At 39.2% G+C, this 8,073-nt stretch carries 1 protein-coding gene and 1 pseudogene; one reads left to right on the plus strand and one right to left on the minus strand.

The window, feature by feature from the left end; genetic code table 11:
* A partial coding sequence (locus STRDD10_RS11585; RefSeq protein ID WP_231853388.1) for a sialidase domain-containing protein occupies positions 1 to 7,398 on the minus strand: 7,398 nt, incomplete at its 3' end.
* A 402-nt stretch (positions 7,399 to 7,800) separates the two neighbouring features.
* Between STRDD10_RS11585 and STRDD10_RS11160 the strand changes: the two are divergent.
* Positions 7,801 to 8,073, plus strand: a pseudogene (locus STRDD10_RS11160) (IS1634 family transposase); the annotation flags it as partial.

Raw genomic sequence — 8,073 nt, forward strand, 5'->3', positions numbered from 1 at the left:
TGTTGGGGTGTCAACTGGTTTATCTGGGACAACTGGATCGCTTGGAGTGTCTACTGGTTTGTCTGGAACAACTGGATCGCTTGGAGTGTCAACTGGTTTGTCTGGAACAACTGGATCGCTTGGAGTGTCGACCGGTTTATCTGGAACAACCGGATCTGTTGGGGTGTCAACTGGTTTATCCGGGACAACTGGATCGGTTGGAGTGTCAGCTGGTTTGTCTGGAACAACTGGATCTGTTGGAGGTTGTACTTCCTCATCTGAAACAAGACTTGGAATAACGGTACCGACCAGTTCAACTTGTTTCCCATGTAAACTATCAATTTTGCCCTTAGCAATGCCCGTTACTTGTGCACCCTTACTGCTATTATCTCTATCAACACTAAAAATCAGCGCATGACTATCATACTGCGCATAGAATTTTGCAGTCTTACCATTTGATAATGTTAACGTTGCACCTTCATTGGATACCAAAACTTCATGGTCAAACGTAACTGCAATCAGATTATCCCCTACATGGTAGCTATCCACTACTTTTATCGTATCAAGTGTTACACGATCTTTTAAGATAAAGTCCCAATTAAATTTCTTAAAGGAAAGAGTATAGCTATTCTGACCATTTTCATTGTGCTCGTATAAAACACCAAATTCATCATTTCCTAGCTCTTGTACAGAATTATAAGCATAATCTCCATCCTGTATCAACCGTTTCTTAAGCCAAGTTAGTTCACCATTTTCTTCGACACGCGCCACACGTACGTAACCATTGCTTCTCTTTGGCCCATTAGCATTTGTCAAAATGATATATTCTTGACCTTCATGAACGGTGCGAATTGCTGCAAGCTGAACATAAACATCGGCTACATCTGCATAGCGCTTGATATCCTTATCCCAAGTTAGGCCACCATCATGACTTGTTGCCACTTGCAGATCACCTGTTAAACCTCTCATAAAGAGTTTTATTTGCCCATTATCTAATTGAACAACAGAGGCTTCTGTATTTTGAGCACCAGCCTTTCCCTTATCCATTGTTTCAGAATGAATTTCCTGACCATTCACTACACGACCATCATTAACAGCTGCTCCCGCATGCCAAGTTAATCCATGGTCATCAGAATAGATTAAACGAGAAGATTGAGAACCTTCTAAGTGAGAAACATAGTTTGTAGAATAAACTGGAACAACCAAACGTCCCTTATGTTCGCCTGTATGAAGAGTAATAGCTGTGCCAGGACCAACTCCTAAGAATTTCATCCAATCTTGCTTCACCATATTCGTAATGTCACGTGGTACAGACCAAGTTTTTCCGTCATCATCACTATGAGATAGCCAGAGATAATTATCCTTCGCAATTCTAAATGGAGAAGTCTTATTCGTAGTGAAGTAGATGTTTCCAAGCAAATCAGATCCTTTATAAAGATCGCCCATATCACTATACTTAGGTTTTACCGGTTGAACTACTACACGATAATCCGTTGCTTGCCCATCTGGTGTATAAACCACTCCATTTTCACGAACAGTGTATAGTCCCTCTTCACCTGTTTTATATAAAGCGAGATAGGTCTTATCCCCTACTTGAACATAGGCTTTTTCCTTTTGAGGTGTCATACCAAAGATAGCTCTACCTTCTGGGAACATATCATAAATCGCAAAGATACGTTTGGTTTCTGGATCTTGGAGAAGAACCGTATCGATGGTAACAGGTGAAATTTCATCAGCCTTTGCACCGTTTGGATTGTCTCTTAGATTGACGATATCAATACGCTCACTCCAGGTTTGGCCATTGTCTTCGCTACGACGTACCACCATACCGATATCACCCCAGTCAGAGGAATGCAGACGCCGCTCATCTGCCGCTGCAATTAAGGTTCCCTTGTCTGTTTTGAGAAGTGCTGGGATGCGGTACGATTTAATACCATCTTTATTCGCCTGATTATTAACTCCACTTTCAAAGACATCTTTTTTGTCAGATAATACAGCTCCATCTGGTAATTTTTCATTAATATCACTTCTATTTAGGAAGAACTGGCTACGCTCAGCGACTTCATCAGCTGTCAAAGCCTTATCATAGACTGTTACATTACGATAATCTACATCCGCTCCCCAAACATTTCGGTTGGCCCGCTTGGTCGTTCCTAACTGCAGATAGGTTACATCTGGCATGTCCTTTACAAATTTACCTGATTTTCTGCTCGTTTTCGAAAGAACACCATTGACGTAGACACGTACTTGCCCTTTACCATTTTCATCTTCTTCGAAAGTAAAATCAACTGCATTCCACTGATCTGCCTTGATTTTTAACGGCGCTTGATTAAAGCTTTCATAGTACTGATTTCCTTTTACATCACGACCTTCTGCTATAACAACCCCATTGTTGACAGCTAAAGTAAAGTACTCATTCTCATGAGTTTTACTTGATGCTGAAAGTAAGTTAAAGAAGGCTGGCAAAGTTTCTGGAGCTTTAAATTCAATATGGATACTACCGTTTTTCAGCGCTCTTAGTTTGTCCAAATCCTCAGACAAATCTATTCGTTGACCATTTGAAGCATCCGTTTTGATAGCTGTCTTAACGATAACTTCATGATCTTTTACACGATTTCGAACATAGTAATCTTGTAAAAGTGGTACACCTTCACCCTGATTGATAGAATCTGGCACATCATTATAGATGTCTTCTCGATCGAGCAAGCGTTGCAATTTTAGAACTGTCCTCATTAACAGATGAGAGTCAACATGTTCAGCCGCCAAAAGACCTGTCAACTGTAGTAAATCTGCCTGATAACTTGATCGTATACCATCTGTTTCCTTCAGATAACCAGGATTAAAACTATCTAACTTTTCTTTCCAAGATTGCAAAGCTGCGATTAGTTCAGCTTTTGAAAACAGTTCCCCTTCTCCATAGAGCGTTACCTTGTCCAATTGAATGCCTATATTCTTACTATGATCATTTTCATTAGGATCCAATTGCAAAGTGAGGGCGTGATAGCCTTCTTCTAAGTTGGTCAATTTTACCAGCGTTTGATTTCCCTTACGGACAGTTGATTTTCCACTAAAATGCTTCTTCCCATTGATCGTAGAGAAGGTTCCAAGTCCATCTTTAAAATCCACTTCTTCCCCGTCTAGAGTTACTTTATAAATTCCATGATTTGGATCAACAAAACCGTTTAAAGAAATGCCTGTACCATAGAAATAAGCTGTAACTTTAGCTTCTTGTTGTTGTTTTTCATCTAAGCGATTATAAGACGTCCATGATTCCGTATTTTCATATTTATCACTTGAATTTGACTCATGTGTCCAACCAGAACTATAATCCAGTTTGGATGATGAATCATCAAAATCTTGATTTTCTCCTTCAAGAAGACTGGCTTTCATCACATTGACAGTCGCCCCTTTATTGAAACCTAATAAACCTCCATTTGTCGCATCCGTTAGTCGAACTCTAAAATCAAAGACAGCATCCGGTTGTTCTGTAAAGTCAATCGTTGAAACTTCAACGATTTTTTCAGTTTCTCCTTCTGCAAAGGTAATGTCTTTGGTCGTGTCGTGATATACTTTCCCATGAACACCTGTTCCAGGCTCTGTTACAACATGGACACTTACCTCACCTTTATGGCCTCCAACACGCTTAATCTTTAAACTTACCGTATTACCTTTTTGGATTTCATAACTAGCATGCTCAAATTCAAAAAGACCTTTTCCATCATTGTTTAAAGTATAAATTCCTTCTGTTGCAATAGCTGTACCTGTTTTATTGACAAGCTTGATCGTATGTTCTCCTTGTGCAAGGTCAGCTGTTTCATAAACCATTTGGCTGCGTTGACGTTTACTGTTTTGAGTATTAACATCTGCAACCTTTTGGCCATCCACATAGATGCTCATCTCACCATGGTTAGGGTCCACCGTAGAGACTACATAAGCCTTGCTACCAGTGAAACGATACTCAACACTTGCGTCCTTTTGGTTCGTCCACATAGAAGTTCCACGAACTCCTTCTGACTCATCAAACCAAGTGGTACCCGCCTTATCGGCACCAGTGTTAGAATGGTACTCTAATCCAAGTGGGTAACCATCTGTCTTTTCAATGCTAGCTGGTGTTTTATAAACAGAAAAATTAGTTAAGATAGGCGTTGCAAGACTACTTGTGATTGTTACACGAATTTTCTGAGCTTCAATCGGTTGACCCTGGATGAGACGACGGTAACCAACAGTATGCCCCTCTCCATATGGAACCCAACGACCATTTAACTCAACTTCTACAGTGAATCCTGAAATCCGTTGCCCTTTAGCGATATCTTCCTTCAGTTCTATCACATCGAAGGTGCGTTTTTCTCCCAAATCAACTGTAAAACTACCTGTCTTAGCATCATTTGCCAAGGCCCAGCTGGTATCATCCCTACCATCTGTCAAATGAGTCGTTTGATATTTACTATTTTGTCTTGTGGAATCGGCAACCACTGTAGCTCCACGAGCATAGTCTGTCTCATAAAGTTTATCCAAAGTTGCTTTAAATTCTTGTAGACGAGCTACATCTGCTTCGGCAAATTTTCCTTCCTTTGTAGGCGGAATATTAAGCAGGAGGGGAGTGCCACGACCAACTGATTTGAAATAGATATCCATCAAGTCACGCAGGGATTTCGGTGTTTGATTGTCATGATAGAACCATCCTGAGCGAATGGAAACATCTGCCTCACCTACAGAATACATATCTCCATCAGGATCGCCATGATTCAGATAATTTTGATCTTCTCCTTCTAGAATTTTAGCTCGTTTTACCTTGTGCCAGACAGGATCCCCAGCCATACCACGTTCATTTCCAATCCAGTGAACACTAGTTGGTTGTGCAGAGAAAATCGTGATATCTCCTTCAGCTTTTTTAATGTAGTCAAACCATTTATCAAATTCATAGGTGACTTTCTGAGCGCCACTACCACGGGCACCATCCATCCAGACCTCTACAAACTTTCCTTTGTTTCCATATTTATCATTTCCTAGGATTTCCTTCAGCTGGTTGAGGTAATACTCATTGTATTCTTTTTCAGTAGCAACACTATATTTAGGGTGATGAGCATCCCAAGGAGAGAGATAAACACCCATATCCATATCATACTTACTAGCTGATTTTGATAGTTCCTCTAAGACATCCCCTTTTCCATCTTTCCAAGGGCTAGCTGCTACGGTATGGTCTGTGTGTTTCGATGGATACAAAACAAAACCATCATGGTGTTTCACTACCATAATTGTCCGTTTAAATCCTGCTTCTTTCAAAGTTTTTATCCATTGATCCGTATCTAAGTTACTAGGATTAAAATAACTTGGACTTTCTTTCCCATTTCCCCACTCAGAGTCAGTATAGGTATTCATACCATAATGAATGAATGCTGCTAATTCTTCCTTATGATAATCCAGTTGTGCTTTACTTGGTAGGGGTCCAAAATCAGCAATTTCTGTTTCTTTATCTTCTGGATGGGTAACAGGTAAAACATTTGAATTCGGATTAGAGCTATCAGACATTTTTTCGTATTCAAAGACGACATCATTCACACCCTTGTGCTGGATGCTTGCTTCTAATCGTGGAGTGATCGCGCGATAGCCTGCGATTTTTTTTGCTTCAAAAGTGTTTACAAAAGAAACATCGTATTCTTTTCCGTCGTTATTATCAGTAGATACATCTGCTAATTCTTGCTCTGATCCTTTCAAACGATAATGAATGGCAAATGAACCTTTATTCACTTTATAAATCACCTTGATGACCCGTGTTCCTGGAGATGTTTTGCTGACGACCTTGTAAGTCCACTCATCTTTGAGTTGTTTGTTGATTTCAACGCCATCAATAGAGACGATCTGGTATTTCTCTTGATTTTTTGTATAGAAGTCGGTCTTAGAGATTTCTTTTTTGAAGTCATAGTCAAAAGCTGTTCCGACTTCAGTATTTTCAACGAAAGTATCATCAGTTTTGATTGGATTACCAGTTTCGTCTACGTGTTGTATCACTACACGTCCGTAATTGATTCCTTTAATGAGTGTTGCAACACCGTTTTCATCGAAAGAATATTGATTCTCGCCAATAACAGCCGTTTTATTTCTGAACATTTCTCCTTCAGGAGTAAAGTAATATCGTTTTCCGTTATCACCTTGGTACCAACCTTTGACACCATATTTTGCGATAATATCTTTTACCCATTTGACTTGCTCGGGTGAGAGAACGATTCCTCCGCCGAAACGGTCTTTGTCAGGGATGCCGTTCTCGATTGTGCCGTGTTGGTGAACACCGACTACTTTACCATCGCCGTTGATAATACCACCACCTGAAAGGCCAGAAACTGAAGTCATATGATAGGTGATGCCTTTTGAACCTTTATCATCGTACTTATCAACAGATTTCACGACACCATCAGCCTTGTAAAGTTGACCAGCTACAATTGGTTTTTTGAGCTCAGGCGAGCTTGAATCAGTTGGATATCCAATCGTGCTAATAGGGTCCCCTGATTGATAGGTTTTGTTTTCTGCCAAAGGAACAAAGGTGGCAGCTTTATTTGGACTAGCGATTTGAAGAGGAACAGGTGCTACAACAGCAGCCAAGTCATTTTGATATCCTTTTCCAAATTCTTTCTTGTTCCAAAAATGAATATCTTCTTCTTTGAAAAGAGTAGTATTACCTGTTACAGGTTGAGAATTGCGAACAGCAGAATTAGAACCGAGGTTATAGTAAAACTTAGCAGAATCTCCACCTCGAATATGTCCTTCTTTTGTATCACGGTTTGATTCTAAAAAGTTGTGGGCAACAGTCAAGATGACATTTGGTGCTACAAAAATACCAGAACCAGGCACGATATAGCGTTGGGAATCACCGTTGTAAATAGTGTAAATCATACTAGCAGCAGTAGCAGGTTGCCCTTCATAAGGAACGTGTTTCAAATCTAGACCACCGTTGATGATCGCACGATTATCATTTTCAGCTTCTTTTGGAAGATCTTCCTTGTTTTTTAGAATACTTTCTGTCTCAACATTTGGGCTATCCTTCTTGTCTACGATTGCTGAAGTATCTATGTTTTTCACGGGCGTATCAGGATAAGCTTGATCGTGGATTTCTTCAGGAAGCAAGTCAGTAGTTTTAGTATCTGCTACAGTTTTTTCGTCTACTGGTTTAACAGTTTTTTCTGCTTTCTCTGACTCTTGAGGTGTAGAAATTACAGGACTTTCATTTTTGACTTCTGGTTTGTTTTTTTCAGCCTCGGCCAATTTTTCTACATTTGATTGAGATCTTGTAGTTTCAATTTTTGCTTCGTCAGCTAGTGCTGTACCAGATGCAAAAAAAGCGAGCCCAACCATAACTGAAGCAACTCCAACGGTTAATTTTCTGATACTAAAAGTTTGCCCTTTTTCAAAAAGGTATCGATTCATAATGTACTCCTAGTTTGAATAAAGACAGTCAGCTACTGTCTGAGCCCAAGTATGACTTGGAAACGATTTTCTTTAGTGATAGTTAATTTGTGCAATAGTTTGAGTCTAACATCCCTTCTGTTTAAGCGCTTTCATTTTAAGATAAAAAATTTAAATTGCCATCTTAATCTTTAAAATGATCTGAAAATCTTAATATAACAAATATACTAAATTATTCAAAAAAAAGCAAGAAAATCCCTCCTTCTGTTTTGGAAAACATATTAGGATGCCCGGGACTTTGACAGTTGTGAAGTTAAAAAATCGTCATAAAGGTTGATATAAGGGCATTTTCTTGTCAAATTTCATCGCTTTTTATTTGCGTACTTTTCCGTACTTTGTTATAATAGAGTGAGGTATGAAAAGATGAGAGTTAAACAATCAAAGTCAAAAAACACTATCAACTACGCTATTATTAAAGATATCAAGGTTGGAAATAAACGGACTTCCACTATCGTAGAAAACCTAGGCAATCATAACACTCTCTTAGAAGAACATCCTAATATGGAACCTCTTGAGTGGGCTCGTTTACGTGCCAAGGAATTAACTGAGAAAGAAAAAGAAGAAAATAAAGATTTCCTCATCACCTTTAGTCAGAACAAACAGTTAAAACAAAATCAATTAAACGAATATCATGGT

This window comes from Streptococcus sp. DD10 (genome assembly GCF_001578805.1).
Taxonomy (GTDB): Bacteria; Bacillota; Bacilli; order Lactobacillales; family Streptococcaceae; genus Streptococcus.